This window comes from Thermococcus thermotolerans (genome assembly GCF_024707485.1).
GTDB classification, from domain to species: domain Archaea; phylum Methanobacteriota_B; class Thermococci; order Thermococcales; family Thermococcaceae; genus Thermococcus; species Thermococcus thermotolerans.
In genome coordinates this window covers 253344-280047 of sequence record NZ_CP102602.1, presented here as the reverse complement: position 1 = coordinate 280047, position 26704 = coordinate 253344, and the positions used below count along the sequence as shown (strand labels likewise).

Sequence of the window (26704 nt, the reverse complement as noted above, 5' to 3'; positions counted from 1 at the left end):
ATGGCCATGGTGGAAATAATAGACACAACCTTTAGGGACGCCCACCAGTCTCTCATAGCGACCCGGCTGACGACAGAGGACATGCTGGCGATAGCGGAGAAGATGGACAGGATAGGTTTCTACTCGATGGAGGTGTGGGGAGGGGCAACCTTCGACGTCTGCATCCGCTACCTCAGGGAAGACCCCTGGGAAAGGCTGAGGCTCCTGAGAGAGCACATTAAAAAGACGAAGCTTCAGATGTTGCTCAGGGGCCAGAACGTCGTCGGCTACAGACACTACCCCGACGACGTGGTTGAAAAGTTCGTCGAGCTCGCCCACAGGAACGGGATAGACATCTTCCGCGTCTTCGACGCTTTGAACGACGTCAGGAACATGGAGGTGGCCATAAGGAAGGCCAAGGAAGTCGGCGCCGAGGTTCAGGGCTCGATAGTCTACACCACCGGCAGGATCTTCACCAGGGAGTACTACATGGGGAAGGTCGAGGAGCTTCTCGCGCTGGACGTTGACGTGATAACCATCAAGGACATGGCGGCGCTCCTGACCCCGGAGGAGGCGTACAGCCTCGTGAGGGATATAAAGGAGACCTACGGCGTGCCCGTAAACGTCCACACCCATTCGGCAACGGGCATGGCTGTTGCGACGTACCTCAAGGCCGTTGAAGCCGGGACCGACTACATAGATACCGCGATAAGCCCTCTCGCCTTCGGGACGGCACAGCCGGGGATACAGACGGTGTGGCACGCGCTTCCAGGGGACAAAAGCCCCCGCCTGGACAGGGAGCTCGTCCACGAGGTATCGCGCTACCTGAAGAGGCTCCTGGACGAGAAGTACTCGGGCATGCTCCACAAAGAGGCCCTGATGGTGAACCCGTACATCCTCAAATACCAGGTTCCGGGGGGAATGTTCTCGAACATGATCAGCCAGCTCAAGGAGATGCGGGCCCTGGACAAGCTCGACGAGATACTTGAGGAGATACCGCGCGTCAGGGAAGACCTCGGCTGGCCGCCGCTCGTCACCCCAACGAGCCAGATCGTCGGCACACAGGCGGTGCTCAACGTCCTCTTTGGGAGGTACGAGAGGATAACCGAAGAGGTCAAGAACTACATCAGGGGGCTCTACGGAAGGCCGCCTGGAGAGATAAATCCCGAGCTGAAGGCGAAGGTTCTCGGGGACGAGGAGCCGATAAGGGAAAGGCCAGGGGAACTCCTTGAACCGGCGCTTGAGCGGTGCAGGCGGGAGCTTGAGGGGCTCGGCTACCTTGGGAAGGAAGAGGACGTCCTCACCTACTGCCTCTTCCCGCAGATCGCAAAGGAGTTCTTTGAGGCCAGAAAGGCCGGAAGGAAGGCCCCGAAGATGCCACCTTCAGTTCAGAGGTTCAAGCTTTACGTCAACGGCGTCGAGTTCGAGGTCGGCGTTGAGGGCGTTGACCTGAGTGCGCTGAAGTACCTGCCCCAGATAGCTAACGCAAGCCAGGTTCACGTTTCTGTCCCAAGTGCTCCTGCGGCTCCAGCTGCCACCGCCGCCCAGGTTCCTGTGGCTCCTGCTCCAGCTCCGGCCGCTCCCGCCGCGCCAACTCCAGCTCCAGCCGGAGAGGGTGCCGTTACAGCCCCAATGCCCGGCAAAATCCTCAAGATCCTCGTCAAAGAAGGCGAGAGCGTCAAAACCGGCCAAGGACTACTCATCCTCGAAGCAATGAAAATGGAGAACGAAATCCCAGCACCAAAAGACGGAGTCGTAAAGAAAATCCTAATCAAAGAAGGCGACACAGTCGACACAGGACAAGCACTCCTGGAGCTGGAGTAAAAAAGCATTCCCCTTCCTTATTTATTATAACTCTCCATCTAACAGGTTTTTTCCGCCCGTATAGGAGAAGTTTGAAACTCTTAGTTTAAAAACGAAAAAGTTTCAGCTTTTTGCCGAAAGACATTTAAATCGACACAATCATACATTATCCCGAAAATCTACATGGAGGTGCAACCATGAACTCAGCTGTGATTATTTTAATAGCGGCCGCAATATATCTTGGGATGTATTTTACCTACGGCAAGAGCCTTCAGAACAAGGTCGTCAGGGCCGACTCGGGAAGGCCCACACCCGCCCACAAGCTCTACGACGGTGTTGACTACGTTCCGGCACACCCGCTGGTTCTCTACGGACACCACTTCGCGTCAATAGCGGGAGCAGGTCCAATCGTCGGTCCGGCGCTAGCAATGGCCTGGGGCTGGCTTCCGGGACTCATCTGGGTCTGGTTCGGAAACGTCTTCATTGGTGCCGTCCACGACTACCTGGCGCTTATGTCATCGGTTCGCTACGATGGCAAGTCGGTCCAGTGGATAGCAGGAAAGCTAATGACAAGGAGAACTGGAATAGCCTTTGAGTTCTACATACTGTTCGCTCTGCTCCTTGTTATAGCGGCATTCATGTCGGTTATTGCTGGAATCTTTACCAAGACTCCAGAGGCGGCGACAGCTTCAATACTGTTCCTCATCTCGGCCGTTATAGTGGGCTATCTGATGTACAAGACGAGCCTCCACTTCGCAGGTGCCACCATCGTCGGCCTTATACTCCTTGTGGTCTCCGTCTGGCTCGGCTTTAAGTATCCAATACAGGCCTCATACCACCAGTGGAACATATTCCTCTTTGTCTACATCATAATCGCGGCATCACTGCCCGTGTGGGTGCTACTGCAGCCGAGGGACTACCTGAACGCATACATACTATGGTTCGGCCTGATCCTCGGAGGCGTTGCCTTTGCGATCCTGGGCTCCAAGGGCACCTTCACGGCCCCTGCCTACACCAGCTGGTCGGCAAGCGTCGTCGGCGGCAAACCATCGCCGTTCTGGCCTACGATACCGCTCGTCATCGCGTGCGGTTCACTCAGCGGATTCCACTCAATCGTCGGTTCGGGAACCACCTCCAAGCAGCTTGACAACGAGCTTCACGGCCTCATGGTCGGCTACGGTGGAATGTTCACCGAGGGCTTCCTGTCGACCATAGTCATAGCATCGATAGCCGTCTATGGAATCAAGGTCTTCGCCGATGCCGGAATCGACATAAACGCCGCCAACTGGGCTTCAATCTACGCCCCCAAGGTCGCGGGAGAGATTGGAAAGGTCGGCATATTCGCCAAGAGCTACGCCTACGGCCTCCAGGACGCCTTCGGAATACCGTTCAAGACCGGCGCTGTCTTTGCGAGCCTCTGGGTCTCGGCATTCGCTCTGACCACCCTTGACACGGCGACCAGGCTCGGCCGCTTTGCCTGGCAGGAAGTTGTTGGGATGCTCATGGACACCAGCGAGGGAATAGGGAAGACGATTTCCAACAAGTGGCTTGCATCCTTCGTTCTCGCTCTCGTTGGAATGTGGCTCGCGTGGGGCAACCAGTGGCTCATCCTCTGGCCGGCCTTCAGCGGCATGAACCAGATGCTGGCCAGCATAGCAATGATGACCGGCGCACTGTGGGTAACCAAGGTACAGCAGGCCGGCAAGTGGAGCTACGCCGTCCTGATACCCGCAGTGTTCCTGTGGATAACTGTAAGCGCCGCACTGGTATGGTTCCTCGCCGTCGTCGTCCCGGGAATCGGCGATGTCGGAACAAGGTACGCGGTTGGCTTCATAACCCTGGTCGGCATACTGCTGAACCTCATGCTGGTCTTTGACTTCTACGCGGCCTGGAAGAAACCAGCGGAGGAGTATGCCGCCGCCTCGTGATGTTTTTCTTTTTTACCACATTTTGAGGGATGAAGATGAAAAAGATGCTCCGGAAGGTATTCTCGGTGATTTCACTGCCCCTGAGGGTGCTGTGGGAGTTCCACAAGGGGTTTGAGCTGTATTACATCCAGGGAATTAAATGGGAGGAGGAAGAGCTTGAGAACATATTTGCGCTCATCCTGTTCGGGGACTACATAGGGCTACCCCATCTCCCGACGGAGCTGAGTTTCAGACTGCTTCCCTACGTAATAAGAGAGCTGTATGTTATGGAGGAGAAGAGCACCAAGGAGGTCTCCATGAAGACCGGCTGGATAGGTGTGTAAGGAGGAATCAACATGGTCAGGAAAATACTTGAGGACATAAGGGCCTTCCTGAAGGGATTCGGGGGGTCGTTCAAGGAGCAGTCGACTGAATACATCGAATTCGAGGAGAGGGAGCTTGAGAACGTGTTCGCACTCATACTCATGGGCTCTTTCGTCGGAATACCCTCACCTCCCACCACCCTGGTGGTCAGGCTGATGCCACACATGGTAAAGGAGATGCACGTAATGCAACAGAGGGCTATCAATCTGGACGACATCTTCGGTGAGATAGCGGGAATGTTCGACATAGACTGAGGTGGTAGCATGAGGGAGTTCCTGCTTCCAACGGAAGGCTTTCGGGCGGTTTTTGTGATAGGAAAAGGCGGTGTCGGTAAGACCACAACCAGCGCCGCTCTGGCAACGGCCATCGCGAGGAAAGGGTACAGGACGCTTATTGTATCTCTAGACCCGGCACACAACCTCGGCGACGTTTTCATGGTAAAGCTCTCGGACAAGCCGAAGGAACTGAGAGAAAATCTCTACGCGAGCGAACTCGACATGGAGAAGCTCATAAAGGGCTACCTTAAGCATCTGGAGGACAACCTCAAGCACATGTACCGCTATCTGACCGTGATAAACCTGGAGAAGTACTTTGAGGTTCTCAGCTTTTCCCCGGGAATAGAGGAGTACGCCACCCTCGAAGCCATCAGGAACATACTACTTGAGGGGGAGAAATGGGACGTGATAGTCTTTGACACGCCCCCGACGGGCCTAACACTCCGTGTTCTGGCCCTGCCCCGGATATCACTGATCTGGGCCGACAAGCTCATAGAGATAAGGAAGAAGATACTGGAACGGAGGAGGATGATAGCCAAGGTTCACGGTGATCGTAAGTTCCAGCTGGAGGGGAAGGAGTTCACTCTTCCAAAGGAGGAGGAAGAGGACCCCGTGATGAAGGAGCTTCTGGAATACAGAAAGGAGGTGGAGTTCGTCGAGAAGGTAATAACAGACCCCAATAAGACCTCCGTAGTGGCCGTTATGAACCCCGAGATGCTGCCGCTGTACGAGACCGAAAGGGCCTACGAGAGCCTCAAGAAGTTCCGGATTCCCCTCAACATGATAGTGATAAACAAAGTGATAACCGTCGAGAGGGAAATACCGGAAATAAAGGTCAAGCTGGACGCCCAGAAGAAGGTTCTCGAAGAGATCGAAAGGAAGTTCAAGAAGGTTGAGATAATCAAAGTGCCCATGTTCGCCGAGGAACCCCGCGGACTGGAATGGCTCGAAAGGCTCGGAGGCATGGTTCTTGAGGGCTGAGGAAGTACTGGAGCTCCTAAGGGGCGTTGAAAACCCCTTTACAGGCATGGACATAGTCAGCGAGGGCCTCGTCACAAAGGTGGTCGTGGAAGAGGACAAGACCACGATATACGTCGCATTTGCCCGGAACACTCCGGTACATCCCTTTGCCATGGCCGTCAACTGGCCGATTCAGGCCAGAATCGTGAGGGACATGGTAAAGGTTTTAGGTGGAAAGCTGGGATACTTTGAGATAGTTGACGACACCACCCTGCAGAGGTACTACCCTCTTGAAGATGAAATGGAGGTATAGGCCAATGGAGTTCTCGTCCACGTGGATACTGGTCATAATGGTGCTGGCGGCACTGACGACGATACAGTTCTATAAGGGCAGGAAGCTCAACCTTCAGCTGATGTACCACTACCTCAAATCCATCGAGGAAGTTGTAAAACCGGAAGACAAGGAATACGTATGGCTCGGAGGTTACATAGGGTTCAGGGCAACATACAAGGTCAACCGCGAAAACATCAGAAAATTTGAATACACACTGACCCTCCTCCCGCGACACAGCCTCCTATACTTCCCGATCGCCCTCATAACCAGCAGACACGACAAGCTATACGTGGTCGTCAAACCCTTCGCCCAGATAAAGCGCGAGGCCCACCTCATCCAGAAGGGCTACTACCGCATGAGGCCCGACATAGAGAACGAGCCCCTCCTGCAGAAGGAGGTAGTCGAAATCGCCGGGAAGAAATACGAAGCACTCTACGAGAAGAGACGGGACATCGAGGGTCTCAGGGCCCTCCTTGAGGGCATGTCGAAGCCACACAACGTGAAGCACATATCCCTGACACCCAAGACGAACGTCTTCTACCTCCTCATGAAGCCCGAGCCGGACACGATCGGCGAAGACGTCGAAAAGATACTCCGCTTCGCCAACGAGAAGATAAAGGAGAGTCCGTTCTCCTCCTGAGCTTTTTTGGTCTCGCAACCTTTTTATCGGTTGAACTCATAGTTATACTCGGTGATACCCTTGGTTAGTATCCGTCTCAAGGTCGGCCCGAAGGGACAGATAGTCATTCCAAAGGTTTTCAGGGAAGCTTACGGCATAAAAGAGGGTGGAGAGGTCGTAGTTGAGCCCACTAACAAGGGATTGATAATTATGCCCAAGAAGGGCAAAGAAGAGCTGATTGAAGAGCTCCTCGAGTGGAAACACAAAAGAGCCAGAGGTAAGCCCGCCAAACTCGGTGAGCTGAAAGGGATAAGCCTTGAAGACGAGTTCGACGAAATTTGGGGGATTGAAGAATGAAGCTCTTCATTGATACAAACCTCTTCGTTTACCTCCTAACTAAGACCCCCGAGGATGAGAGAAGAATAGTCGAGTTCTACGTCGAACTGATTGAAAACCATAGCCTTTACACAAGTCCGCTGGTTCTTGACGAGACCATTCACGTTGCAAAGAAGAAATATGGTGTCCCGTACAATCTTTCGATTGAATTCATAGATGAAAAGGTTCTCCCCTACGTTGAAGTTCTTCCCCTCGCAGTCTTTGATTACCTAACTGCTCGGGAAATTATCGTCAAATACAACCTCCGTCCCTCCGATGCCCTTCACGTTGCAGTCATAGAGAACAATGGCCTTCAGGCCATGGTCAGCGAGGATGAAGACTTCGACGTTCTTCCGCTGAAAAGGCTCTGGCTCGGTGATTGAGATGAATGTGTATAAAGCCAAATTTGGCGAACCCAAGCTCGGCTGGGTCGTTCTTGTCCACGGCCTCGGAGAACACAGCGGAAGGTATGAAAGGCTAATTTCGATGCTCACCGATGCCGGCTTCGCCGTCTATGCCTTTGACTGGCCCGGCCACGGGAGGAGTCCCGGCAAGAGGGGACACACGAGCATAGAGGAGGCAATGAACATCGTCGACGGTATCATCGAGGAAATTGGGGAGAGGCCGTTCCTATTCGGCCACAGCCTTGGAGGGCTGGCGGTAATAAGGTACGCGGAAACCAGGCCCGACAAAATAAGGGGTGTGATAGCTTCCTCTCCTGCACTAGCGAAAAGTCCAAAGACGCCCTCATTCATGGTGGCCCTGGCAAAGTTCCTCGGAAAAATCGCGCCGGGAGTAACGCTCTCCAACGGTCTCGATCCAAAGCTTCTCTCCCGGAATCCTGAGGCAGTGAAGCGCTACGTGGAAGACCCACTCGTTCACGACAGGATTTCGGCGAGACTTGGCAGGAGCACCTTCGAAAACATGGAGCTGGCACACAGAGAGGCTGAAAAGATAAGGGTCCCCGTACTCATCCTCGTCGGCACGGGAGACATCATAACACCCCCCGAGGGCTCCAGAAGACTTCTCAGTGAACTCACCGTTGAGGACAAGGAGATAAGGGAATTTGAAGGGACCTACCACGAGATATTCGAGGACCCGGAATGGGCGGACGAGTTCCACAAAGCTATAGTGGGATGGCTGGTTGAAATGGCAAAAAGGGAAAGCATCAGATGACTTCCCTTCTATCTATTATGTGCTCCAGCTCCGGCCCTGTCTTGATGAGCCCAACGGGAACACCGACGCGCTCCTCGATTTCTTCAACGAACTCTTTCGCCCTCTTCGGCAGTTTGTCGTAGTCAGTAACGCCGAAGGCATCCCTGTCGTACTTGTCGAGCATCGTCAGTGCGAGCATCGTTGCACCGTTTATCCTCGCCGAATAGCGGGCGAAGTCGAAGTCAAACCAGCCCACGCGGCGCCTCCTACCGGTGACGGTTCCGTATTCGATGAGCCCCAGCTTTTCTGCTTCCTCTTGGCTCATCTCGGTTGGAAACGGTCCCGCCCCTACCCTCGTCGGGAAGCTCTTGAAGACGACTATGACGTCATCAACCCTCGTCGGACCTATTCCAACGTCGCTCGCTATGGCGGAGGCGGTCGTGTCCTTCGAGGTCACGTAGGGGTAGGTTCCGTAGTAGAGGCTCAGCCCGAAGCCCTGCGTTCCTTCAATGAGCACGAGCTTTCCGTCATCAAGGGCGTCGTTGACCTCTTGGGCGACATCCGTCAGGTAGGGTTCAAGCTCGGGGACGTCCCTTGCAAGCCTTGCTCGTCTCATGACCCTGTCGGCGTTTGCCGGCCCGCAGCCGCTCCCGGTTGTGCCTATCTCCTCGTGAAGGTGGGAATTCGAACGGTCGAGCCTCTTGTGTTCATCCTCGATTATGGAACAGCGGTAGTCTATTCCAACCCTTTCGGCTACGTTGAAGTCCCTGAGGTGCTCAAGTTCGCGGAAGAAAACTCCAGGATCAACGAGAACGCCGGCGCCGACGAGAAGTCTTGCTTTTCTCTGGATAAAGGCCGTCGGCAGCTGTCTCACCGCGTACTTTTTACCGCTGATAAAAACGCTGTGTCCTGCGTTCGTCCCCACTCCACCGCGCGCTATGATTTCGGGTTCGTCCTTCAGGGCAAGGTAAGCTATAACGGAACCCTTGCCCTCGTCTCCCCACTGGCCTCCAACAACGATGTAGCTCGGCATGGCTCCTTACCCAGGTTTAAGTCAATAGGGGGCTTATAACGGTTTCGAATTTAACAAGAACAAGTCAAAATACTGGGCGCTGACCCGGCAAAAGGTTAAAACCTGTGGCAAACACTACCAACGGGGGTAGCAATGAGGAACAAGCTCGTGGTCGTCACCGGAGGGGCGGGATTCATAGGCTCCCACATCGCCTGGGAGCTGGTCAAGGACAACGAGGTAGTCATAATCGACAACCTCTACACGGGAAAGGAGGAGAACGTTCCGCCGGGAGCGAAGCTCGTTAAAGCCGACATCAGGGACTACTCCACCATAGCCGAGCTGATAAGCCACGCGGATTACGTATTCCACGAGGCGGCACAGGTCAGCGTCGTGGAGAGCATAAGGGATCCGGTTTTTACGGAGGAAGTGAACGTCATCGGTACGATCAACATCCTGAGGGCACTGCTCGATGGGCACGGAAAGCTAATTTTTGCATCTTCGGCGGCGGTCTACGGGGACAACCCGAACCTCCCGTTAAAAGAAACAGAGAGGCCAAGACCGCTCTCGCCCTACGGCCTGACCAAGGCAACAGCTGAAGAGTATCTCCGCGTCTTTCACGAACTGTACGGCCTGCCCGTCGTCTCGCTGAGGTACTTCAACGTCTTCGGCCCCAGACAGGGCTTTAATCAGTACGCCGGCGTCATCAGCATCTTCATCAACCGCGCGCTGAAGAACGAACCGCTGGTCATTTTTGGGGACGGAAAGCAGACAAGGGACTTCATCTACGTGAAAGACGTTGTGAGAGCCAACCTGCTGGTGGCTGAGAGCAGGCGCGCCAACGGGAGGGTCTTCAACGTTGCCACCGGAAGAGGAACAAGCATACTGGAGCTCGCCACCAAGATAATCGAGATAACCGGAGCAAATACGTCAATCCTCTTCGATAAGCCGAGACCCGGCGACATAAGGCACAGTCTCGCCGACATAGGAGAGATAAGAAAGCTCGGCTTCGAGCCGGAGTTCTCGCTGGAGGAAGGACTAAAGAAAACGGTGGAGTGGTACGCTACGGACCATTGGAGGGGAGGGTAAGGTTCGCGTCCCTTGCCAGCTCTTTAATTCTCTCTGTGGTGTTACTCTGACCCCTGACCTCATCGGTCTCGTTCTGAAGCTGTGGGATGGTCTTTCCGCCGGAGGTCTGACCCCCGATCGGGAGTGCCACCGGGGCAGACTTTCCGATAACTGCTATTGTGGGAATACCCGTTGAGGCAACCGAGGCTCCGGTTATTGACGTCGCAGGCGGCTCCGGAACGAAGGTGAGGTGGTAATACACGTTCCCGAGGGTGTACGTGGGTTCGGGGGAAACGTACTTCCTCACAAAGACAAAGTCCACGCGGGTGGGCCCGCCGCTCCACTGGCCGAGCAGTATCCTGCCGTCGGACGTCACCGTTATGGTGTATGAACTCGTGCTCTGGGTGTACGCAGGTATACCCGTGGAAGGCGTTGTGGACAGGGCCCATCTGGCACCATTCCATGTCAGAAACAGTACCTGCGAGAAATCAACGGATGTGGAGGTTACCGTCGCATTGAGGATCTCCCACTGCCCCATGATGTACGGAGGATTGCTGTCTCCGTAGTTCCAGTTCAGCGTTGTGATCGGGGAACTAGCGTCTGCCTGAACCAGCCCGTCCTGCTGACCCCAGGGAATCAGCGTGCCCGCCCAGTTCAGGTATTCCGTCCCTATTCCCTCTCCCACTCCAGAACCCGCGGAATCCACGTAGGGAAGGATAAACGGCCCGAGTGAATAGACCCAGGAGAAAAACCCCCCTCCCCTTGTGTCGTAGGGGGTTCCGTCGTCATAGGCAAGGTTCGTAAAGACCTCGACAGAATAGGGCACCGGAAAGCTCCTCGTGCTCAGTATCCAGTCGCCCCTATCCAGCTGGAGCTCCCCTCCGGAGATGGTTGGGGTACCTCCCGTCTGCCAGTTGGCGAGACTGCTGAAATTATCATAGAATAAAAACACCTTGTTGGGATTCACATAAGCAGAACACGGATTTCCGGTTCCCAGGTAGTTCACAAAAATTGTCTCATTGGAATTGGCGGGGATGTTCGTGACGTTTACCCAAAATACCGCCCAGGAGTAGGTTCTCCCATCGGAATTGACAAACGTCCCATTGAACTCCTTCCAATAATACAGGCAGCTCCCCGTTGTATTCGTGAAATACAGCGAGTCCCACGGGAACGATGGATTGGACGATATGAACAGCATCCGTATCGGATAGTAATCAAGAAAAACAGAAGTCCCATAGACGGTTATGGGACGGGAATAACTGCCATCATAAGTACCCAGGCCGAGCTTTTGAGTATTCACGAATATCGGGCCCGACAAATCGGTATTGTAGTCAGAGGACAGAATGATAACTTCCGTCTGTGTCGGATCCACCCATGCGGAATTAACGGGAGTAACCGTAACATTGAAGGGTGTCCCCGCAGGGATGCCCCCGGACCCTACAACAAGGGTGCCGTTCGAGACAACAACACCCGAAGAGTTTTTCAGCATGACGTATACAACCGTGCCCGCCGGCATATCAGCGGTCAATATCAGCTCCACGGCAACGACATCGGTACCCGACTGCCACAGTGTGTATCTCCCCTCCCAAACCGGGCTCACAAGCCTGTTGGCACCGGTTCCAATCTCCTGAACGTTAACAGTAATCGTGGGCACAGCTAGCCCAAAGGTTCCAAGAAGCAGGGTTAAAACCAGCATGATTGAAGTTATCCTGAGTTTCCTCCGCATACTAAAACGTACTCTGGGATAAAAAGTTTAAAATATTATCCCAAGATTTTGATGTTCGGAGCCGAAAAATTTTGGATAAACGTCATCTCTTAACACTAAAGCCCATAGCCTGCCTCTGCTGTATCTCCTGGGCCCTCTTGGCCAGGTCTCCAAGCTGGGCTTCGAGCTTCCTCAGGGCCTCCTGAGTCTTGGCTATTGCCTCCTCGTATTCTTTTATACGAGCGTCGAGGTACGCTACGGCATCGTCGAGGTTTTTCTCTATGGCGTAGCCGGCGCCAACGCTGACTATCGCGTTTTCCTTGTCCTCTATCCTCGCCTTCAGGAATGAGCCTGCCCCAATGGGCACCAGAATCTCCGGTTTCTCCTCCTCGACCTTCCTGAGCTCCTCCAGCGTTTCTTTTACCGCCTGAAACTCGTTCCTTCCAAGGGTGAGCAGTTCGAGGTTCTGGGCCAGAAGCTGGGCCTGGGCCTGGAGGAGCTGATACTCGTAAGCGAGTTTCTCCATCTCGTTGGTCTCGGCCATTTTACACCACCGGTGGGACTAGGCGGCTGGGCTTTTAAGGTTTGGGTCGGAGATTACCATGAAAACGAAAGCCTTATTTACTTTATGCAAAATGAAATTATGTGGTGGACATGAGTTTCGGGAAGCTACTTACTGCGGGAATGCTCCTCGTTATCGCAGCAGGGCTCATCGTATCCTTCTCAGACTTCAGGAATCCCAGTGAAAACGTCCAACGACCCAATCCCATCCCGTACACGATATGCCCCTATGTCAACCAGATAAACGTTGAGAAGTGGACGGAAAGAGTTAACGGGGCTGAGAACCTCGTAAGTGTTCTTAGAGACTCTTTTAACTCCTCACTCGACCCCAACTACCCGCTCGCAGTTCTGGGGGAACTGGCAGAGGATGGAAAGGTAGGGAGGGTCTATCAGAGGTACGCCTATTCCTTTGCCAACGGCTCCAAGACGGTCAGCGGTTCTTCGGGATGGCATGTGGAAAAACCCTACCTCTCCGTCCCCCCGATCAGAGAAATCACTCCAGACTCCAAGGACTTCGACCTTCTTTATGGAATGATTTACACGGAGATAGACGGAAAGGCCGTAGTATTCCTTTATTACCTCTCAAACCCTGCAACGGTGGAGTGGGTTGAAGGGATCTCACTCTTCTATCCCAAGAACCTCAGCATAGTCGAGATTACCAGGGAAGTAGCCTGGAGGTGCTGGCACCACACCGAAAACGGGGAGGAGGTAAGCTCCTGTGAAGGAGATGGAACGGAGACGTTCATACCAATGGGAATCGACGACAAAAACTCCGTTGGAATCTGGGCAAAAGGGCCGTACGGTTCCTTCGTGATTGTTTTCAACGGAACTGTGAAAAACCGCGAAAGCCTCCCCATCTCCATGAGGGTTGCAGTAGTGGTAAACGGGAGAGGGGTGAACCTTCCCCTTGGAAATCCGTAGCGGTTATTTCAGGATTTCGTCTTTTACCCGCCCCACTACCTCCCTCATGGCATCAGCCGCCTTCGAGTGGGGGAACGCCTCGACGAAGGGTCTCAGCATGCTCATGCTCCTCGGAATTGCTCTGTCGTAGGGTATCTCCCCGAGTATCGGGATTCCCTCGGCCTCGGCCCACTCCTTGAGGGCAGTAAAGCCAGGATTGAAGTCGGCCTTGTTGATGATGAGGTAAGCCGGCTGTCTGAAGTGCTGGACGACCCTGTAAACCCTCTGAACGTCGCTGAGGGAAGCGGGGGTAGGCTCCGCCACGAGTATTGCCAGATCCGCTCCGCCAATGCTCGCTATGACCTGACAGCCTATGCCCGCGGCACTGTCCACTATCATGTGGTCAATGCCGAGCTCCCCCATGAGCCTCTTCGCCCACTCCTTCTCCTCGGTGACCAGCTTTCCGCTGTTGGGTCTTCCGACGTCGAGCTGGGCGGAAATCAGCGGGAAACCGTAGCGGGTGGTCGCTTTCCTAACCACGCCGGAGCGGACTTCTTCCAGCGTTATCGTCCCCGGAACCGGACAGACGAGGCCGCAGACGTTGCAACCCTCACAGGTCAGCTCGCTGACAACGTAGTCGCCGTCTACCACTTTGATGCAGTCGTATGGACAGCGCTCCTGGCAGATGCCGCACCTTATGCAGCTCCCGGTGTTTATGCGGGCCACCTTCGCCCCTACAAGTTCCATCTCCTCCTCCCAGCTCTCAACCCCAAGGAGCAGGTCGAGGTTAGGCGCGTCTGCATCGGCATCGACGGCAACGAACCTGTACTCGTCCTTCAGCAGGTAGAGGAGAGATGCCGTGACGGTGCTTTTTCCGACTCCCCCCTTACCGCTCGCTATGACAAGCTGCATCACTCACCACCCCCAAGAAGCTCAACTACCCTCTCTGCCATCTCCCGGAAGATTTCCGCCTCTGGATAGTCCGTCAGGACTACAGGCCTCCCCGCGACGTAGCTCCTTATGACGTTCTCGCTGTAGGGAATCTCCGCTATTACCTCCGCACCGTACTTCCCGGCAATCTCGCACACCTTGGCCACGTCGCCGATGTCCGAGCGGTTCACGACGACAGCCGCAGGGATGCCCATCATCTTTGCCAGTCTGAGTATCAGCTCACCGTCGTGAACCCCCAGGGGCGTCGGCTCGGTGACGGCTATGATGAGCCTTGAGTCCTCAAGTGCTTTTGAAACGGTGTTGCTTGTCCCCGCGGCGGTGTCAACCATCAAAAGCTCCTTCCCAAGCCCTTTGGCGCGCTTCTTGGCTCTCGAAACTATCGGCATTGCCCTCTCCTCGCCCTCAAGGAGCCTCCCTGTAACGAGCGGGAAGCCGTAGGGCGTCTCGGTAAGGTAGGTGTGCCCCATCAGCTTCTTGCCCGGCAGAATGGCCCCCGAAACCGGACAAACTATATCACACGCCCCACAGCCGGAGCAGAGGTTCGGCATCAGAAAGGGTGTCCCGTCGCGCATGGTTATTATCGCGTGCTCCTCGCAGACTTCCGCGCACTTCCTGCAACGGATGCACTTTCCATAGTCGAACTGCGGCATGAACATCTCAACAGGCTCCTCGTTGGCCAGTCTAATCCCCAGCAAGAGGTGATCGTTGGGCCCCTCAACATCGAGATCAGCCAAGACAAGGTCGTAGTGATCGCGCAGGGCTATCGCAAGGTTAACGGCGACGGTTGACTTTCCGGTTCCGCCCTTCCCGCCACTCACCGCTATCTGCAAGTTCTCACCTCCAGGATTAGGGCAACCTAAAGACTTTTAAAGTTTGTGCATATGCTCAAAACGGTGGTGCCCGTGAGGTGTCTGAGAGTCGCGTTCGGAATGGAAAACGACGAAACCCTCACAGATTCCCACTACGGCGACTCGAAGTTCTTTGCGATTTACAGGGTCTGCGAAGATGGAAGCGTTAAGTTCCTCGAAAAGAGGCACAACAAAGCGAGGGACTTCAAGGAACACGACGGTGGGCACGGGAACCCAAAGAAGTTCAAGGCCGTGATCAACCAGCTTTCAGACGTTGATGTTCTGGCCGCTTTCAGGATGGGGCCCAATTTCATCCGGATTCGAGAGGGTACGGACAAGGTGGTTGTCTTCACCAGGACAAGGGAGCTGAGCACCGCCCTTCGGAGGATTGTAAAAAACTTCAATGAACTCTGGGAGCAAGCTCAAGCAAAGAAGGCCCGGAACCATCCGCTTTTCTAGAGCTCGGAAGAAGGAAAGAAAAACGTGCCTCTTGATCTGACACAGCAACCCTCAGCTACCACAATAAGAACAACTTCATTAGGGTGGCCGAAAGATTTAAATACTGTGCATATGCACAAAATATCAAAGGAACGAGAGGTTGTGAAGATGAAGATCGCAATACCCACGAACGATGGAGGAATCGATGACGTCGTTGCCCCCGTTTTCGGGAGGGCTCCGGCGTTCCTTATAGCGGAAGTGGATGAAAACGGCACCATAGTTAGCAGCAAGGTCCTCAAGAACCCCGCCGCGAGCTCTGTCGGTGGGATTGGCCCGCTGGCGGTTCAGACCCTGATCAACGAGGGCGTCGATGCCGTGGTAGTTCCACAGGTGGGCCCCAATGCCCTTGGTGCCCTCCAGGCCGCGGGCATAAGGGTCTACCAAGTCGCACCGGGAACCCCCGTAAGGGAGGCGATAACTAGCACCATTGGAAGCGGCCCTGGACGAATAGGAACCGCTCCAGGCTCCCCACGAGAGGCAGGCTTAGGTGGAGCAGGAGCAGCCGCAGCACCCGTCCATGGCCCCTACCCAATCTATCCGGCATACGCCTACGGTTCCGGCTGGGGAAGAGGTCGCGGCAGAGGTTTTGGACGTGGACGGGGCAACGGCAGGGGATGGGGCGCCAGGCTTGGATACTGCCCCCGAACCGGCCAGCCGAGAGGAAGGGCACGCTGGCGCGACCGGTGGTGATGCCTTTTCTTTAATTTTTGAGCGTATGCAAACTTTTTTTAAATTCGGCAGTCCTGAGCCAAAGGAGGTGAACCCATGAGGATAATCGTCTCAACCGAAAGGGGAGGTCTAGACGATAGGGTCAACCCGGCCTTCGGGAGAGCCCCCACGTTTACCCTGGTGGGAGTTGATGACGGCCACATAACCAAAGTTCAGGTGGTCGAAAACCCGGGCTATAACCAGTCAAGGGGAGCCGGGGTCACGGCGGCACAGTTCTGCATCGACAGGGGAGTAGACGTCGTTATATCCGGCCATTTTGGGCCAAATTCGGCGGCAGTACTTCAGGCTGCAGGGATAAAGGTCACTTCCGCATCCCCGACGATGACCGTCGAAGAGGCCGTCAAGGCCTTCCTCCGGGGAGAGCTCACAACTGCAGTCTTCAGATCTGGCGGTGGCCACGGTAGAAGCGGAGGCAGAGGGTAGGCTTTCTTTTCTTCGCAACCCTTAAATTCACCCACAACGTACCCCTCTAGGGGCAAACAATGCGGCTGGATTACAGATACTTTTTCTGGTTCCTGCTGGCTTCGCTCTCCGTCTTCTTCGCGGAGGTAACCGTGGCATCGTACCTTTACCCGTATTTCACACCTTGGGGGATAATCTCCCTCCTCCCCCTGTACGGCCTTCACACGCTGGTTCTCGCCGGAATCGTTTATCGCTTCGGGAAGCCTCGGTTTGAGACCCTTTATCTAGCCGGCATTCTCTTCGGCCTCTACGAGGCATACATAACTAAGGTCATATGGAATCCAGAATGGGGTTCAATATTCAAAGTAGGGGGGATCGGTGTCCTCGAAGTCCTCGTCATAGTGCTCTTCTGGCATCCCTTCATGTCCTTCATGGTTCCCCTCGGCATCGCGGAGCTCCTGACCTCCAGGAGAAGGGTGCTCCCGGGTTTCGTTCTCAAACACCCATATCTCACCGCCATGTTTCTGGGCATAGTCGAGTCCTCGAACGCTCCGTCTCCCCTCCACTCATTTCTATCGACGTTCTCCTCCTCGGCGTTTCTAATTCTCATGATATATCTCTGGCTGAAGCGTTTTAACGGCAGAAACCATGACATGCTGGAGCTCCTGCCCAACAGGAGGGAGCTCAAGCCCCTGATCCTGGCGCTCGTTGCGTACTACATAATCTTCGGCTCCATGCTCAGGAGAGAAGCACTCCCCGGTTTCTCTGCCCAGGTTCCAATATGGGCACTCTACGCCCTCACTCTTTTCCTTCTGTACCGTGCCCTGAAGAAGTCCCAAGAGCATGAAGATGTCGAAATCACAGAATGCAGGCCCGAGCTTAGAAAGCTCACTAAACTTGCGGGAGTCTTCGTAATCTCCGCAACTGCATCCACATCAATAAAAACGTTCGTACTGCCCGCACTTGGGGTCTCAATTGTCATGGTTCTCTGGGCTTTTGCAAGCATTGTTGCGATCTTAAGCCTCGTGAAGAGCGCTAGATGGGCATTAACGCCGTGAAACCCCTCGGGCAGTTTTTTATATGATGCAGATAAAAGTACCGTCGGGGTGAGTCCATGGCCGTCATGAGGCTCTGGCATGGGAGAGTACCAACCGAAAAGGCGGACGAATACGAAAAGTCCCTCATCGAGCGAGCGGTTCTGAACCACGGCTCCGTTAAAGGCCGTTTGAAAACCTACTTCACGCGGAAAGATGAGGGAGACGCTGCTTACTTCCTCCCCGTCACGATATGGGACTCAATGGAGTCCATCAAAAAGTTCGCCGGGGAAAACCTTGGGCTGACGAAGTACTATCCCGAGGACGACGACTTCCTGCTGGAAAAGGAGAAGTACATGCAGCACTACATGATTTCCTACAAAGGGTGATGAGGGATGAAGAGGAGCCAGCTCTGGGCCGGTATTCTCTCACCCCTGATTAGCCTAGGTGGGATAGGTGCTGCAATCATGATAAACCGCCCCTGGTGGAGGCTCACAGACAACGCGATAAGCGACCTGGGGAAGGTTGGCCTCCCTTACAACTGGGTGATGAACGTTCCGCTATTCATTTCCGCAATTCTCGCCATTTATTATGCGGTAGGCCTGTTTGGTGAAGTTAAAAACACAGTTTTCAGGCTTGGAATTGCTGTTTTCATAATTGGGCTGGCCTTCTTAGCAGGGGTGGCGATTTTTCCAGAGGGGACTGGGCCCCACTACCACGTCAGCTGGGGGTTCTTCCTGGCGGGAAGCCTAGGATTCCTGATAGCCGGGGCCGGCCTATGGCTCGAAGGCATGCGGAAGTTTGGAGCCTTCACGGCCCTGCTCTTCACCGCTGAGGTTCTCCTTGCGAGATGGGCTTTCGAGACCTTCACGGGCGTTGCCATCGCCGAGTTCATTGGAATTTTTGCTATGATAATTTGGCACTATTCCTTAATGGGAACACTTCTGAGGGCAGAGTTTTTAGGGATTACAGATTAACCCATAGTGGTGGTCGGTATGCTCGGAATAGAGCTCTCCGGAAGACTCGCCTTTACAACAGCCTCCAGCAAGGGCATCGGCTTCGGCGTCGCGAGGGTTCTGGCAAAGGCCGGCGCGGACGTGATACTACTATCAAGAAGCGAGGAAAACCTGAAAAAGGCCATGAAAAAGATCAGAACCGAAAGCGACGTTGAAGTTCACTACATCGCCGCGGACTTGACCAAGAGGGAGGACCTTGAGAGAACCGTTAAAGAACTCAGAGACATCGGGGAGCCTGATATATTCTTCTTCTCCACGGGCGGGCCGAAGCCGGGCTACTTCATGGAGATGACCATGGAGGACTGGGAGAAGGCCGTTGAGCTGCTCCTTTATCCTGCGGTTTATCTCACCAGAGCCCTCGTCCCCGCGATGGAGAGAAAGGGCTTTGGAAGAATAATCTACTCGACCAGTGTCGCCATAAGGGAGCCGATACCGAACATAGCCCTCAGCAACGTTGTGAGGATCTCAATGGCAGGCCTCGTGAGAACGCTCGCCAAGGAACTCGGACCGAAGGGCATAACCGTCAACGGCATAATGCCCGGAATAATAAGAACCGACAGGATGATACAGCTTGCAAAGGACAGGGCGGAAAGGGAAGGAAAAAGCGTCGAAGAGGCCCTTCAAGACTACGCGAAGCCGATACCCCTCGGCAGGCTCGGCGAGCCGGAAGAGATAGGCTACCTCGTCGCCTTCCTTGCAAGCGAGCTTGGAAACTACATCAACGGAGCGATGATTCCCATAGACGGTGGAAGGCTTAATTCCGTTTTCTGAGATGGTGTCTCTTTTTATACTACCCACTGAATTGGTTCAAAGTGCAGGTGGCGGGAACAGCATGGGGAAAGAACCCACATCAAAATCGCCGGAGTGGTACCATAAATACGCTTTCTGGCTGATCCTCGGCGGATTATCCACGTATTTCGCAGAGGTTGTTACATCATCCACGCCGTTTCCATTCTTCACGCCCTCGGGGCTTATTGTGACGTACCCGTTCTACACCCTGAATATCCTGGTCTTTTCCTATGTGGCGTTTCAAAAAAAGAGAGTGGATCTGTACACACTGTTTCTTGCGGGACAAGTTTTTGGACTCTTTGAGGCGTATGGGACAAAAATGCTCTGGAATCCCGGGTGGGGTGCCGAACCCAGGTTCCTCGGCATATCGGTTGTACCGTTCCTCCTCCTAATCTTCCTATGGCATCCCATTATGTCTTTCGCCCTCCCGATAATGATCTCCGAAACGTACCTGACGACATCGCGGGAAACCATATCGGGTCTGCCCGAATGGCTTTCAAACCGTCTCAGAGATAAAACAGCCACCACCCTTCTTTTGATCCTCTTTATCCTCTTCTGCGGAATAAACCAAGCAGTCAACTCCCCGTCAAAACTCGTATCACTCCTTTCCCCGTCCCTTTCGTGGGTGGTGGTCGTTTCTGGCATGTGGCTCTGGAGAAGGAAGGGGCCCCAAACCGGCTTCAGAGCCCTCCTGCCAACCAAGAGAGAACTGCTTTTCCTTCTTCCCCTGTGGGGCCTCATGTACATCCTCATAGCCCTAAAACTTTTCCCCGAAGGGATACCCCCAATAAGAGACCAGTTTGGAGTATGGATAGCATACGTCCTTTTGGGAACACTCCTGTACCTCGACGTGAGCTCCGACGTTGCCGAAGTCTCCCCTTTGCCGGCCAAGGTTCCATGGAAAATTTTCGCCCCCCTGGGAATCTTTGTAGCATTCATTGCATATCTGTTGCCCAAATCGGTGCCTCTAGTGGTAATGGCCTGGGTACCCGGAGTTGGATTTGGGATCGTGGTTTTCTATTCCGAGGTGCTCAGGATAATCAAAAAGAAACGTTAGGGGCATGCCGTCTTCTCCATGAAGTTACCACCCAGCTGGCCTTTAAGCGGGAAAGCGACACTCTTTTAAAGCCTAAAATCCATACAATACTTCGAAATGAAGCGAACAGTAAGGGTAAAACTCCAGCCCTCGAAAGAGCAAGAAAAAACACTCTTCCAGTTAGCCGACATTGGAGCAAAAGTCTGGAACAGAGCAAACTATCTCAGACGACAGCAATACTTCCAAGGGCAAATCGTGGACTTCAATTTAACTGAAAAAACCGTTTATGAAGAGTTTAAAAAAGAAATCGGTTCAGCAACAGTTCAGCAAATATGTCGCAAAAACGCGGAAGCTTGGCGTTCATTCTTCTCACTCCTTCGAAAGAAGAGGAATGGTGAACTTCCCTCTTGGCTCAAACCAAAACCACCAAACTACCTCAAAGAAGACGGGAAGAGAAAACCCTTAATCGTTCTCATAAACGACCAGTACAAGATTGAAGGAAACAAACTAATCCTTAAAGGTCTCGGCAAGTTCAGACGCTTTGAAATCCAATTTAAAGGCAGAATACAATTGAAAGGCAAGCAAGGGCGCTTAGAAATCACTTACGACTCCGTAAGGCAGAAATGGTACGCTCACATGAGCCTTACAGTCAGTGAGAAACTCGAAAAAGACGAGTGGGTTAAACTCTCAAGAACTCCAAAGGGGAGCCTTTCCGCGGGAATTGACTTGGGTGTAAACAACTTGATGGCCGTTTATGTTGAGAATGGCGAAAGCTTCCTCGTGAATGGGAGACCGTTAAAGAGTATTGACTTTTACTGGAGGAGGAAGATTGCTGATTACCAGTCAAAACTCAACAAGAGTGGGGCTAAAACAAGTAGGAAACTCAGGAGAATGCATGAGAAAGCGAAACTCCAAGCCAAACATTACATCAACACCGCCGTTAGACAAACGGTTAGGAAACTCTACGAGTTTGGAGTTTCTGAGATTATTGTCGGTTATCCCAAATGCATAGCGAGGAATTCTGAGAAGGGTAAAAAGCAGAATTTCCTCCTCTCTCACGTGTGGCGGTTCAATACAGTTATTAAGCGTCTTAAAGAAGTTGCGGAGGAGTATGGTATTCAGGTTTTGGTTGTTGGTGAGGCTTTCACTTCTAAGACTTGCCCTGTTTGCGGGAAGTCCCATGAAGGGGCTCGTTTTGTTCGCGGGTTATTTAAGTGTCCCGCAACGGGGCTTATCTTTAACGCCGACCTTGTTGGTGCTTTCAACATTTTGAAGAAGGTGGTAAAAACCATAACCTCGAGCCTGTCGGGTTTAACGGCAGGTAGGGGTAATTGGCCGGAGGTCCGGCCAGAGGGGTTCAGGGAACCCTTGAAAGGGTTCCTAATGGAGACCCTTCAAACCTCCCTGCCAATGGCGAGAGGTTAACTCGTTGGAACCCTCAACCAAGGCGGGGAGGAGGTCAGACTTCCACGTCCCACAGTGCCAGCCCGTTCTCCTGCGGTTTTCTCTCAAGGAGTTCCCCGAGGAGCTCCTGTATAAAGACCTCAGCAACAAAGACCTCCCCTTCAATGAGGTGGCCTCCGTAAAGCATGCCGTCGGAGTCCCCAAGGGCAACATGGATATGTGCGAACGGCTCACCGTCCTTTACGCTTATGTTGCCCAAAAGGGAGACCAGCTCATAGGTTCCCCTGAGCGCAATGACCTTGTACTCCCCGGCTTCTTCATCAAAGTAACCTATCTTTGGATTCCTCAGGGTACCGATGGCACTAACCGTCCCGATGAGGATGTTGTTTTTCTTTGCAAACCTGTTGATAAATTCAAGGAACTCTTCCCCCTCTGGAATCCGGAAGAGGAAATTCCGTCCCCTTGAAAACCTCACGGCACTCACCTCAAAGCTAATAAGCGCACCTCGATTTAACCGTTTGGGTGGAAGGCGATGGATATTAAGAAAGCCGTAATGGCAGTACTCCCGGAAATCCCCGAGCTTGAGGAAGTTGACTTCTCAAAGTACTCTACTCCCTACTGGAGTGTTCTTGCGGAGTTTGAGAGGAGCGGCAGGAGGGGGCTCGTTGAGTTCCAGAGATTCGTTGAGGAGAACGGCGAGGGAGCGCTCGTCGGCAGGCTTTTAATCTCGATCCTCCAGTACCTGCTCATCAGATACCGCCGCTATGGCGAGTACTCCACAGTGAAGCCTGCCGTCAAGATATTCATTACACTCAAGGGCTGGCTAAACGAAAACGGCTATGAGGGAGACTGGCTCAAAATACTCCACAGCTTCATAGGATACCTGGTGGATATGATGCCCGTCATAGCGGAGCATGAAGAATGTGATGTTGCCAACGCGTACCTGACCCTGATCCACAGCATGACCATTGAAGCGAAGGATACGTTCACGGAGGAATACTACACGGAGCTCGAAGAAAAAGCCTCCTCAAATCTCAGAAACCTGCGGGAAGAGTGCGGTATTAAAGGGGAAACAGCAAACTGGAAGGGCTGTTAGATAAGCCAACAAAACTTATCTCTCAAGGATTACCTCCGCGTAGCTCCTCGGATCCTCCCATATCCTGACCAGGATTTTTCTCACGTTTTCTCCGGCTTTTTCGGCTATTCTCTCCGCGAACCACTCCGCTATGTACTCCGCCGTAACGTTGGGCTTGTCCAAGATTACCGCCTCGTCCTCGGGAAGTTCGAGCCTCTTTCCGTTCTTTTCAATGATGAGCTTGCCGTCCCCCCTCTCAACGACCCAGTTCCCGCTCACCAGAATCCTATGGTCGAGGAGCTTTATGAGCCTGCTGAGGTGGTTGAAGTCAAATATCATGCCGTTCTCATTAACGTCGCCCCATATCTCGACGTCAACGTTGTACGTGTGGCCGTGAATTCTGAGGCACTTGCTCTCGTAGGGGAGTGCAAGGAAGTGTGAGCTGTCAAAGTCCTTGTGCCAGCCTATCTTTCTCTCGGAAAGTCTAAACGCCATGTCTCCCACCAGGTTAACTTGGGATTGAGGGATTATAACAGTTACTGGAGGCGGAAAGCCTATAAAGTGAACCGTCGTTAGGATATCCGATAACTATGCCGATGGGAATGGGGCCGGGCAGGGGCCGCGGAAGGGGAAGGAGAAGGAAAATGAGGATGATCGGGTTCGTGCCAGAGGTTAGATATTTCTATCCCGCGTTGCCGCCTGTTGGACAGCCCAAACCACCGATTTTCATGACTTACGAGGAGTTCGAAGCGCTCAGACTGGTCGACCATGAAGGCTTAACGCAGGAAGAGGCCGGAAAGAGGATGGGCGTCTCCAGAGGTACGGTGTGGAGGGCACTGAGCTCGGCCAGAAAAAAGGTTGCTCAGATGCTGGTTGAGGGAAGGGAGCTTATCATCCTGCCACAGGGCAACGAGATTCCTAAAGGAATGACCGAAGAAAAGCCGTGAGAAGACCTACTGGTCCGATTAAACTCTTTTATTGGATTTCTTGGCGATTAGAGTCCTACTCAATGCTCTATTGTTTTTAGGCTTTCCTAATTTCTGTGTCAGATTTTATCTCTCAAATTTTCGAGTGAATTGTAACTACTTAAAAAAGTTATTTACATGAAATATATAAAAATAAGAAAAATAATATTAGCAAGAGGTTTAGATAAACGGAGTTAAATAGATTAAATTTTATTAAAAAATAATAAGTAATTTTAACACTGCTTAATATACTAAAAAATTCCGAAAATCTACCACTCAATATAATAAACCCTGCGAAAGAAGTATACATCCAGACACCAAGCCAAGCGGTTAGATCCCTATTAAGGGACACCACTAAAATCTAAGATAATCACCATGAGTCCCACAGACAACACAAAAACAAAATTTGGTTACGAATAAAGGTAGTCACCTCGGATAGGCGTGAGAGCGCTACAGGCACTATGAATAGTGCCAGGAAGCCAGGAAATAAAGGGGCACATGGCAGACACCAACTGGGGACATTTACATTTTTCTTTTGAAAGTCTCGCCCTCACGGCAGGGAGGAGGCCAGATTGGCACCACTTAAATGAGAGGTATGACGGATATGAGTCTGCCACGCTACCTGTCCCGAATTGCATATAACGGAGCCGATCCGCGGGAGTTTATGCCCCCTATACAAAAAGGCCCTAACAACCGCAGGGGGTCTTTTACCCACTTAAATGTCTGTTGCCTTACTTTTGGGAGTCATAGTCCTGTGGAATGCCCCTTAAAATGACCAACCCTGTACTTCAAAATTGGATATAATGTACCTTATATCCAAAACAAAAGTACAACCATGTTCATAGAAAGGACAACGGATGCAGACATTCTGCCAGTTCCAGGGGCTTGGATTCTATCCCCCAGCACATTCCTAAATCCGCACTAACAGCGGATAAACATAACCATCGTAGTGAGGGTAACCTAAGACATAACTATAAGATTCTGCCTTATTGGACCCACTACTGCTTTATGGGTGCCCCTTGATGAAACAAGTGGGCCTATGCCAGGGTTTCGGCACCCCATATATACCACCTTTAATTGTAACCAAATTTTGTTCCATGGAAGCCCGATCTCAGAATAAACTTTTGGCACTCTGGGAAGCTTAATTAACAATGCCCCTTAAGGGTTCATGGGAGAGAATGTACTGCCTGATAGTAGGGTGGCGTCTTTCATCGAGAAGTGCCATCCCATTAGCATGATCATTTATGTACATCCATTCCCATTTATACTACATAAAGTGGTCAAAAATCATCAAAATTTAATTTTTTGAATTGTAAGTTATAGACAATTATAATAAGAATAAAGGACAAATATTTAAGATATTAAAAATAAACCTATAAAAATGAGACATAAATATAATTGAATTAAAAAGTAAAAATTTAGCAAAAAATTTGAGAGTCATTTGGCATCATTAGGCCAAAAATCCAAAAAAGGATGTTGTGGCGTTAAATCAAAGAAAAAGGGATTAAAGTCCTTCTTTTCGTTCTTTCTCCGTTATATAGGCAATTACGTTATCGACTATCAGCGGTGCCATGCCTATGTAGTTCTCCGGCTTCAGGCTCTCGAAGTCGTCCTCAGTTAAAAACTTTCTCACATCTTCGTTTTCTCTGGCAACGGCTATCAGGTCTCTGTTCTCTCTGAACGCCCTCATTGCCAGTCTTCGCACCAATTCATGCGCCTCCTGCCTTCCCATTCCTTTCTCTGTTAGCTTCAGCATCAGCGGTTCGGCCATGATCAAGTTGTTAGTCATGTAGAGGTTCCTCTTAATGTTCTCCGGGAAGAACTCTAGCCCTGAGAGAACCTTCTTCATGCTCTTGAGCATCTCGTCAAGTAGAACAAAGCTCTCAGGGAGGATAACGCGCTCGACAGAGGAGTTCGTCAGATCCCTCTCGTGCCATAGGGGGTTGTTAAGCAGTGCAGGAATGACGTTGGAGTAGAGAACCCTCGCCAGCCCGCTCACCTTCTCGCTCCGTATGGGGTTCCTCTTGTGAGGCATTGTTGAAGAGCCCACCTGCCTCTTCCCAAAGGGTTCGCTGATCTCTAGTATCTCCGTCCTCTGAAGGTTCCTTACCTCCAGGGCAATCTTATCAAGGGTCGAGGCAATGAGGGCCAAAACCATCATAAGCTCCGCATAGACGTCGCGCTGGATTATCTGGTTACTTATCCTGGCAGGTTTTAGCCCGAGATCCTCCATGACGAGGCGCTGTATCTCGGGTCCCTTATCCCCAAAGCTCGCCATCGTCCCGACGGCGCCGCTCATCTGGCCGACCAAAATTCTTTCCTCCAGCTCATCTATTCTGTCCAGGTGCCTTTGTATCTCGTCAAGCCATATCGCAAACTTCATGCCGTAGGTCGTTGGAACCGCGTGCTGACCGTGGGTCCTTCCTATGCAGACGGTGTACTTGTGTTCCATAGCGAGGTTCTTGAGGATTGAGCGTATCTCCCTGAGGTCGCTCTTCACAATCTCCAGGCTCTCCTTTATTAGGAGGGCATTGGCAGTGTCTATTATATCATTGGAGGTAGCGCCGAGGTGAACGTATTTTCCATGCTCGCCGCAGACCTCGCTAAGGGCCTTAACGACGGCCATGATGTCGTGGTGTATCTCGGCCTCAATCTCTTTAACTCTCTCAAGCCTTACCCACTTCGTGTTTGCCCTCTCGGAGATTACCCTTGCACTCTCTTCGGGGATGTTGCCAAGCTTTGCATGGGCCCTAGCCAGAGCGGCCTCAACATCGAGAAGCTTTTGGAGTTTATTCTCCTCATCCCAGATGCGCCTCATATCCTCGCTCCCGTAGCGGTAGTCTATGGGATGAACTGTCATATTATCACCACTCCTATGGCAATTTTTGGGCCTTAAAACCTTTCGCTTAACATGAATTTGCAG

31 protein-coding genes are annotated in these 26704 nt (G+C 52.6%); 23 read left to right on the top strand and 8 right to left on the bottom strand.

What is annotated here, in order from left to right; translation table 11 throughout:
• The 10 genes from NUS69_RS01650 (at window position 1) to NUS69_RS01605 (ending at window position 7812) form a co-directional block, all read left to right on the top strand.
• Window positions 1-1803 (top strand): pyruvate/oxaloacetate carboxyltransferase, encoded by a 1803-nt coding sequence (locus NUS69_RS01650; protein WP_258084139.1) that lies wholly within the window; start codon window positions 1-3, stop codon window positions 1801-1803.
• Window positions 1804-1979: 176 nt separating this feature from the next.
• A complete protein-coding gene (locus tag NUS69_RS01645; RefSeq protein ID WP_258084138.1) occupies window positions 1980-3710 on the top strand; it encodes a carbon starvation CstA family protein in 1731 nt (576 codons plus the stop codon).
• A gap of 35 nt (window positions 3711-3745) precedes the next feature.
• Window positions 3746-4033 (top strand): hypothetical protein, encoded by a 288-nt coding sequence (locus tag NUS69_RS01640; RefSeq protein ID WP_258084137.1) that lies wholly within the window; start codon window positions 3746-3748, stop codon window positions 4031-4033.
• 12 nt (window positions 4034-4045) lie between these two features.
• On the top strand, window positions 4046-4327 hold the full coding sequence (locus NUS69_RS01635; protein WP_258084136.1) for a hypothetical protein: 282 nt from the start codon (window positions 4046-4048) through the stop codon (window positions 4325-4327).
• Window positions 4328-4336: 9 nt separating this feature from the next.
• Window positions 4337-5329, top strand: coding sequence for an ArsA family ATPase (locus NUS69_RS01630; RefSeq protein ID WP_258084135.1), 993 nt, complete (start codon window positions 4337-4339; stop codon window positions 5327-5329).
• Window positions 5319-5621, top strand: coding sequence for an iron-sulfur cluster assembly protein (locus NUS69_RS01625; RefSeq protein ID WP_258084134.1), 303 nt, complete (start codon window positions 5319-5321; stop codon window positions 5619-5621). Before NUS69_RS01630 ends, NUS69_RS01625 begins: the two co-directional genes overlap by 11 nt.
• Window positions 5622-5625: 4 nt before the next feature.
• Entirely contained in the window at window positions 5626-6282 is a 657-nt protein-coding gene (locus NUS69_RS01620) for a hypothetical protein (RefSeq protein ID WP_258084133.1), read from the top strand.
• A gap of 51 nt (window positions 6283-6333) precedes the next feature.
• The gene (locus NUS69_RS01615; RefSeq protein ID WP_258084132.1) at window positions 6334-6618 is read left to right on the top strand and encodes an AbrB/MazE/SpoVT family DNA-binding domain-containing protein; all 285 of its coding nucleotides are present in this window, start codon (window positions 6334-6336) and stop codon (window positions 6616-6618) included.
• Window positions 6615-7019 carry a type II toxin-antitoxin system VapC family toxin gene (locus NUS69_RS01610; RefSeq protein ID WP_258084131.1) on the top strand — a complete coding sequence of 135 codons (405 nt, stop codon included), beginning with the start codon at window positions 6615-6617 and terminating at the stop codon, window positions 7017-7019. The genes NUS69_RS01615 and NUS69_RS01610 overlap by 4 nt, the downstream gene beginning before the upstream one ends.
• Before the next feature lies 1 nt (window position 7020).
• A complete protein-coding gene (locus tag NUS69_RS01605) occupies window positions 7021-7812 on the top strand; it encodes an alpha/beta hydrolase (protein WP_258084130.1) in 792 nt (263 codons plus the stop codon).
• Here the strand turns inward: NUS69_RS01605 and NUS69_RS01600 are convergent.
• Complete coding sequence (locus NUS69_RS01600) at window positions 7805-8824, bottom strand: adenylosuccinate synthetase (protein WP_258084129.1); 1020 nt, start codon at window positions 8822-8824, stop codon at window positions 7805-7807. The two genes, NUS69_RS01605 and NUS69_RS01600, sit on opposite strands and share 8 nt — an antisense overlap.
• 132 nt (window positions 8825-8956) lie before the next feature.
• On the opposite strand from NUS69_RS01600, the gene NUS69_RS01595 reads away from it, so the two are divergent.
• Window positions 8957-9889: an SDR family oxidoreductase gene (locus tag NUS69_RS01595; protein WP_258084128.1), complete on the top strand. Its 933-nt coding sequence runs from the start codon at window positions 8957-8959 to the stop codon at window positions 9887-9889.
• Here NUS69_RS01595 and NUS69_RS01590 read toward each other — a convergent pair.
• On the bottom strand, window positions 9864-11594 hold the full coding sequence (locus tag NUS69_RS01590) for a DUF2341 domain-containing protein (RefSeq protein WP_258084127.1): 1731 nt from the start codon (window positions 11592-11594) through the stop codon (window positions 9864-9866). The two genes, NUS69_RS01595 and NUS69_RS01590, sit on opposite strands and share 26 nt — an antisense overlap.
• 82 nt (window positions 11595-11676) lie before the next feature.
• Window positions 11677-12117: a prefoldin subunit alpha gene (gene pfdA / locus NUS69_RS01585; protein WP_258084126.1), complete on the bottom strand. Its 441-nt coding sequence runs from the start codon at window positions 12115-12117 to the stop codon at window positions 11677-11679.
• A 101-nt stretch (window positions 12118-12218) separates the two neighbouring features.
• On the opposite strand from pfdA, the gene NUS69_RS01580 reads away from it, so the two are divergent.
• Window positions 12219-13055, top strand: coding sequence for a hypothetical protein (locus tag NUS69_RS01580; protein WP_258084125.1), 837 nt, complete (start codon window positions 12219-12221; stop codon window positions 13053-13055).
• 3 nt (window positions 13056-13058) lie between these two features.
• Here NUS69_RS01580 and NUS69_RS01575 read toward each other — a convergent pair whose 3' ends face one another.
• Window positions 13059-13946: an ATP-binding protein gene (locus NUS69_RS01575; RefSeq protein ID WP_258084124.1), complete on the bottom strand. Its 888-nt coding sequence runs from the start codon at window positions 13944-13946 to the stop codon at window positions 13059-13061.
• Complete coding sequence (locus tag NUS69_RS01570; protein WP_258084123.1) at window positions 13946-14815, bottom strand: ATP-binding protein; 870 nt, start codon at window positions 14813-14815, stop codon at window positions 13946-13948. The genes NUS69_RS01575 and NUS69_RS01570 overlap by 1 nt, the downstream gene beginning before the upstream one ends.
• A gap of 72 nt (window positions 14816-14887) precedes the next feature.
• Between NUS69_RS01570 and NUS69_RS01565 the strand changes: the two genes are divergently transcribed.
• The 9 genes from NUS69_RS01565 (at window position 14888) to NUS69_RS01525 (ending at window position 21762) form a co-directional block, all read left to right on the top strand.
• Entirely contained in the window at window positions 14888-15292 is a 405-nt protein-coding gene (locus tag NUS69_RS01565; protein WP_258084873.1) for a NifB/NifX family molybdenum-iron cluster-binding protein, read from the top strand.
• Window positions 15293-15439: 147 nt separating this feature from the next.
• The gene (locus tag NUS69_RS01560; RefSeq protein WP_258084122.1) at window positions 15440-16021 is read left to right on the top strand and encodes a NifB/NifX family molybdenum-iron cluster-binding protein; all 582 of its coding nucleotides are present in this window, start codon (window positions 15440-15442) and stop codon (window positions 16019-16021) included.
• A gap of 75 nt (window positions 16022-16096) precedes the next feature.
• Window positions 16097-16483: a NifB/NifX family molybdenum-iron cluster-binding protein gene (locus tag NUS69_RS01555; protein WP_258084121.1), complete on the top strand. Its 387-nt coding sequence runs from the start codon at window positions 16097-16099 to the stop codon at window positions 16481-16483.
• Between the two features lie 59 nt (window positions 16484-16542).
• The gene (locus tag NUS69_RS01550) at window positions 16543-17520 is read left to right on the top strand and encodes a hypothetical protein (RefSeq protein WP_258084120.1); all 978 of its coding nucleotides are present in this window, start codon (window positions 16543-16545) and stop codon (window positions 17518-17520) included.
• A gap of 56 nt (window positions 17521-17576) precedes the next feature.
• Window positions 17577-17885 (top strand): antibiotic biosynthesis monooxygenase, encoded by a 309-nt coding sequence (locus tag NUS69_RS01545; protein ID WP_258084119.1) that lies wholly within the window; start codon window positions 17577-17579, stop codon window positions 17883-17885.
• Between the two features lie 6 nt (window positions 17886-17891).
• Window positions 17892-18473, top strand: a complete 582-nt coding sequence (locus NUS69_RS01540) for a DUF998 domain-containing protein (RefSeq protein WP_258084118.1) — start codon at window positions 17892-17894, stop codon at window positions 18471-18473.
• Window positions 18474-18491: 18 nt separating this feature from the next.
• On the top strand, window positions 18492-19283 hold the full coding sequence (locus NUS69_RS01535; protein ID WP_258084117.1) for an SDR family oxidoreductase: 792 nt from the start codon (window positions 18492-18494) through the stop codon (window positions 19281-19283).
• Between the two features lie 61 nt (window positions 19284-19344).
• Complete coding sequence (locus tag NUS69_RS01530) at window positions 19345-20358, top strand: hypothetical protein (RefSeq protein WP_258084116.1); 1014 nt, start codon at window positions 19345-19347, stop codon at window positions 20356-20358.
• 96 nt (window positions 20359-20454) lie between these two features.
• On the top strand, window positions 20455-21762 hold the full coding sequence (locus NUS69_RS01525) for an RNA-guided endonuclease InsQ/TnpB family protein (RefSeq protein ID WP_258084115.1): 1308 nt from the start codon (window positions 20455-20457) through the stop codon (window positions 21760-21762).
• A 34-nt stretch (window positions 21763-21796) separates the two neighbouring features.
• Here NUS69_RS01525 and NUS69_RS01520 read toward each other — a convergent pair whose 3' ends face one another.
• Window positions 21797-22216, bottom strand: a complete 420-nt coding sequence (locus NUS69_RS01520; RefSeq protein ID WP_258084114.1) for a PPC domain-containing DNA-binding protein — start codon at window positions 22214-22216, stop codon at window positions 21797-21799.
• A gap of 57 nt (window positions 22217-22273) precedes the next feature.
• Between NUS69_RS01520 and NUS69_RS01515 the strand changes: the two genes are divergently transcribed.
• The gene (locus NUS69_RS01515) at window positions 22274-22837 is read left to right on the top strand and encodes a hypothetical protein (protein ID WP_258084113.1); all 564 of its coding nucleotides are present in this window, start codon (window positions 22274-22276) and stop codon (window positions 22835-22837) included.
• A 15-nt stretch (window positions 22838-22852) separates the two neighbouring features.
• Here NUS69_RS01515 and NUS69_RS01510 read toward each other — a convergent pair whose 3' ends face one another.
• Complete coding sequence (locus NUS69_RS01510; RefSeq protein WP_258084872.1) at window positions 22853-23311, bottom strand: 6-pyruvoyl trahydropterin synthase family protein; 459 nt, start codon at window positions 23309-23311, stop codon at window positions 22853-22855.
• Between the two features lie 95 nt (window positions 23312-23406).
• Here NUS69_RS01510 and NUS69_RS01505 point away from each other — a divergent pair, with 95 nt between their 5' ends.
• Window positions 23407-23763 carry a DUF134 domain-containing protein gene (locus NUS69_RS01505; protein WP_258084112.1) on the top strand — a complete coding sequence of 119 codons (357 nt, stop codon included), beginning with the start codon at window positions 23407-23409 and terminating at the stop codon, window positions 23761-23763.
• Window positions 23764-25285: 1522 nt separating this feature from the next.
• On the opposite strand, the gene purB is transcribed toward NUS69_RS01505, so the two are convergent.
• Entirely contained in the window at window positions 25286-26641 is a 1356-nt protein-coding gene (purB, locus tag NUS69_RS01500) for an adenylosuccinate lyase (RefSeq protein WP_258084111.1), read from the bottom strand.
• Between the last annotated feature and the right edge of the window lie 63 nt (window positions 26642-26704).

What these genes read in the sequence shown, in the direction of transcription:
- NUS69_RS01545 (WP_258084119.1), top strand. Translation starts at nt 17,577, where the DNA reads ATGGCCGTCATGAGGCTCTGGCATGGGAGAGTACCAACCGAAAAGGCG.
- NUS69_RS01540 (WP_258084118.1), top strand. Translation starts at nt 17,892, where the DNA reads ATGAAGAGGAGCCAGCTCTGGGCCGGTATTCTCTCACCCCTGATTAGC.
- NUS69_RS01555 (WP_258084121.1), top strand. Translation starts at nt 16,097, where the DNA reads ATGAGGATAATCGTCTCAACCGAAAGGGGAGGTCTAGACGATAGGGTC.
- pfdA (WP_258084126.1), bottom strand. Translation starts at nt 12,117, where the DNA reads ATGGCCGAGACCAACGAGATGGAGAAACTCGCTTACGAGTATCAGCTC.
- purB (WP_258084111.1), bottom strand. Translation starts at nt 26,641, where the DNA reads ATGACAGTTCATCCCATAGACTACCGCTACGGGAGCGAGGATATGAGG.
- NUS69_RS01560 (WP_258084122.1), top strand. Translation starts at nt 15,440, where the DNA reads ATGAAGATCGCAATACCCACGAACGATGGAGGAATCGATGACGTCGTT.
- NUS69_RS01635 (WP_258084136.1), top strand. Translation starts at nt 4,046, where the DNA reads ATGGTCAGGAAAATACTTGAGGACATAAGGGCCTTCCTGAAGGGATTC.
- NUS69_RS01575 (WP_258084124.1), bottom strand. Translation starts at nt 13,946, where the DNA reads ATGCAGCTTGTCATAGCGAGCGGTAAGGGGGGAGTCGGAAAAAGCACC.
- NUS69_RS01515 (WP_258084113.1), top strand. Translation starts at nt 22,274, where the DNA reads ATGGATATTAAGAAAGCCGTAATGGCAGTACTCCCGGAAATCCCCGAG.
- NUS69_RS01600 (WP_258084129.1), bottom strand. Translation starts at nt 8,824, where the DNA reads ATGCCGAGCTACATCGTTGTTGGAGGCCAGTGGGGAGACGAGGGCAAG.
- NUS69_RS01630 (WP_258084135.1), top strand. Translation starts at nt 4,337, where the DNA reads ATGAGGGAGTTCCTGCTTCCAACGGAAGGCTTTCGGGCGGTTTTTGTG.
- NUS69_RS01505 (WP_258084112.1), top strand. Translation starts at nt 23,407, where the DNA reads ATGCCGATGGGAATGGGGCCGGGCAGGGGCCGCGGAAGGGGAAGGAGA.
- NUS69_RS01595 (WP_258084128.1), top strand. Translation starts at nt 8,957, where the DNA reads ATGAGGAACAAGCTCGTGGTCGTCACCGGAGGGGCGGGATTCATAGGC.
- NUS69_RS01510 (WP_258084872.1), bottom strand. Translation starts at nt 23,311, where the DNA reads ATGGCGTTTAGACTTTCCGAGAGAAAGATAGGCTGGCACAAGGACTTT.
- NUS69_RS01650 (WP_258084139.1), top strand. Translation starts at nt 1, where the DNA reads ATGGCCATGGTGGAAATAATAGACACAACCTTTAGGGACGCCCACCAG.
- NUS69_RS01590 (WP_258084127.1), bottom strand. Translation starts at nt 11,594, where the DNA reads ATGCGGAGGAAACTCAGGATAACTTCAATCATGCTGGTTTTAACCCTG.
- NUS69_RS01525 (WP_258084115.1), top strand. Translation starts at nt 20,455, where the DNA reads ATGAAGCGAACAGTAAGGGTAAAACTCCAGCCCTCGAAAGAGCAAGAA.
- NUS69_RS01535 (WP_258084117.1), top strand. Translation starts at nt 18,492, where the DNA reads ATGCTCGGAATAGAGCTCTCCGGAAGACTCGCCTTTACAACAGCCTCC.
- NUS69_RS01610 (WP_258084131.1), top strand. Translation starts at nt 6,615, where the DNA reads ATGAAGCTCTTCATTGATACAAACCTCTTCGTTTACCTCCTAACTAAG.
- NUS69_RS01530 (WP_258084116.1), top strand. Translation starts at nt 19,345, where the DNA reads ATGGGGAAAGAACCCACATCAAAATCGCCGGAGTGGTACCATAAATAC.
- NUS69_RS01550 (WP_258084120.1), top strand. Translation starts at nt 16,543, where the DNA reads ATGCGGCTGGATTACAGATACTTTTTCTGGTTCCTGCTGGCTTCGCTC.
- NUS69_RS01640 (WP_258084137.1), top strand. Translation starts at nt 3,746, where the DNA reads ATGAAAAAGATGCTCCGGAAGGTATTCTCGGTGATTTCACTGCCCCTG.
- NUS69_RS01620 (WP_258084133.1), top strand. Translation starts at nt 5,626, where the DNA reads ATGGAGTTCTCGTCCACGTGGATACTGGTCATAATGGTGCTGGCGGCA.
- NUS69_RS01645 (WP_258084138.1), top strand. Translation starts at nt 1,980, where the DNA reads ATGAACTCAGCTGTGATTATTTTAATAGCGGCCGCAATATATCTTGGG.
- NUS69_RS01605 (WP_258084130.1), top strand. Translation starts at nt 7,021, where the DNA reads ATGAATGTGTATAAAGCCAAATTTGGCGAACCCAAGCTCGGCTGGGTC.